Here is a 2,687-nt window from a genome sequence, read left to right on the forward strand (position 1 = left end):
CAATTTGTTTTAATTGTTGTCTGCTTCGCGTTGTCAGGTTGTCGGGTTAATGGATCCGTCATTCTTCATTATTAATTTATAATTATGAATTCACCAAGGCTCGCTTCTCGTTTCTAGCATCTCGCTTCTCAAATCACTCGCTTCTCAAAGAATCAACAGGATTGGCCATTGCAGCGCGGACGGATTGGACTCCCATAACCCCCCAAGCTACCACCAAAACGCCCAAAGCGGAAAACACAAAAATCTCCCAACCCAAGTCAATCCTGAATTGGTAATCTTGCAGCCACTGACTCATGCCATACCAAGCCAACGGTGCAGCAAAGACAAAAGCAATCAAAACCAATTTGGTAAATTCTTGGGAAAGCAAGAAAACAATTCCGCCCACACTTGCTCCAAGGGCTTTTCTGATACCGATTTCTTTTCTCCTTTGCTCAGCGGTATAGGCAGTCAAAGCAAACAAACCAAGGCATGCAATGAAAATAGCAATGATGGTAAAAGAAGCAAATACCTTTCCGATTCGGGATTCAGCTTTGTACATATCACCAAACTTATCATCGAGGAAAGTATAATTAAAAGGTTGACCAGGAGCTATTGCCTTCCATTTTGATTCAACCAAATCTATGACTTCCTTACTGTCCTTGGCATTGAATCTAAAGGATGCAAATCCCTGAGGCCTCTTGCCGGGGTAAATCATCACCGCACTGATATTTTCCTTGAGGGATTCGAAGTGGAAGTTTTCAACAATCCCCACGATGGTCTTGTATTCCAAATCTATAGTGGATAATCCATCTGTGGGATTTCCTGAAAAAGTGGCAATCCGCTGTCCAATGGGATTGCCTTCCAGGTTGAAGTTCTTTAAGGCTGTTTGATTCAGAATCACTGCATTGGAGTCAGAAGGAAATTCCAAGGAAAAATCCCTTCCATCAACGATTTTCATTCCCAAAGTTTTGATATAGTCAAAATCAACAGACCAGTTCTGAAGACTTACCAAGTTCTCCTGTTGCTTCGGATCTTTGCCTTCACCCCACCATGGATTGTCTGATCTCCAAGTCCCTGAAACAGGGAGAAAACCGCTGAATGTACCCACATCCACCAAACTGCTTTGCACGATTTCGTCTTTGAAGGACTGTGCCTGATCTCCCAGGGCATAAATATCCTCTACCATGATCACCTGATCCTTGTTGAATCCGAGTTCCTTTTTTTGGATATAGCTCAGCTGACTGAATACTGAAACCGTGGCAATGATCAGGATAATGGAAATTGCAAACTGAAATACTACCAAACTGCTTCGGACTGACCCGCTTCCTTTTCTGCTTGAAAGATTTCCTTTCAAGACCTTGATCGGCTCAAAGGCTGCAAGGAAAAAGGAGGGATAAATGCCCGCCAAAAGTCCCACGATAAGCGCACCACCGAGTAAGCTCAGGTAAAACATGAAATTGGAATAAGGAATCTGCAGAGAGCGGTTTGAAAGCTCATTGAAAAACGGAAGCAAAAAGACAGTTATCGCCAATGCGACCATAAATGAGAACATACTCATCAAAAAGGTTTCAGTCAAAAACTGCCACATCAGATCTTTTTTACCTGAACCAAGCGCTTTTCTCACTCGCACTTCCTTGGCTCGGCTTGAAGACCTTGCAGTGGAAAGGTTCATGAAATTGATACAGGCAATCAGCAGAATGAATACAGCGATGGCAGCAAACATGTAGATGTAAGTGATATTGAAATTGGGTTCAAACTCCCCCTGAAGGTTGCTGTAAAGGTGGATATCAAGTAAAGGCTGAAGCGAATAATCAATCTTGTTTCCGGTTGACTCAAACTCCGTCATGCTAAAACTTTCTCCCATCACCTGACCCAAAGCCGGGACAACATGGGTTTGGATCATTTCCTTGAGTTTGGCATCGACGGCAGCAGGATCAGCCCCTTCATGGAGTAAAAGGTAAGTGGGAAAATTATTGCTCAACCAAAAAGTGGATTGAGCTTCCTCCAAGCCTGCTGCAGCCAAAATCAGGTCAAAATGAAAATGGCTGTTTTCCGGCATATCTTCAAACACAGCGGTGATTTTGTAGCTCTCTTTATTGTCCAAAATCAGAGTTTTGCCGACAGCACTTTCATTTGGGAAAAATTTATCCGCGGTTTTTTTGCTGATGGCCATCGTATTGGGTTCATCCAAAGCGCCTTCTTCACTGCCTTCCAACAAGGGTACAGTGAATATTTTGAAAAAGTCTTTTCCTGCATAGATCACATCATTTTCCTTGATGTTATCCTCTTCCCTTTTGACCAAAAATGATCCCTGACTCCTGAAATGGACTGCCGCCTCAACTTCAGGGATCTCAAGTGGCATGGCTTCTGCCATGGGTGCAGGACATTGGATCATTCTGAAATTGTTTCCGCCGAATATGATGTCAGATTTCACCCTGTAAATCCTCTCTGCATTTGCGTGGTGCTTGTCATAACTCAGTTCATTGAACAAAAACAGGGAAATAATGATGCAGATCGCTATTCCTAGAGAAAGGCCGAGTACATTGATCAGGGAGATCGTTTTGGTTTTCCAAAAACTCCTGATGGCTGTTTTGAAGATGTTTTTGAACATAGGAGGAAAGTTAAAGTGGTTATAGTGGTTGTAGGGTTGTCAAGTTGTCGAGTTGTCGAGTTGTCGGAATCCGTCATTCTGAGTGAAACGAAGAATC

Annotated in this window: 1 protein-coding gene; it reads right to left on the reverse strand. The window is 43.0% G+C overall.

The window, feature by feature from the left end:
• Nucleotides 1-133 precede the first annotated feature (133 nt).
• Nucleotides 134-2,590, reverse strand: coding sequence for an ABC transporter permease (locus ACZFYI_RS18670; RefSeq protein WP_462525634.1), 2,457 nt, complete (start codon nucleotides 2,588-2,590; stop codon nucleotides 134-136).
• Nucleotides 2,591-2,687 lie beyond the last annotated feature (97 nt).

The sequence above is a fragment of the Aquiflexum sp. genome (genome assembly GCF_977115555.1).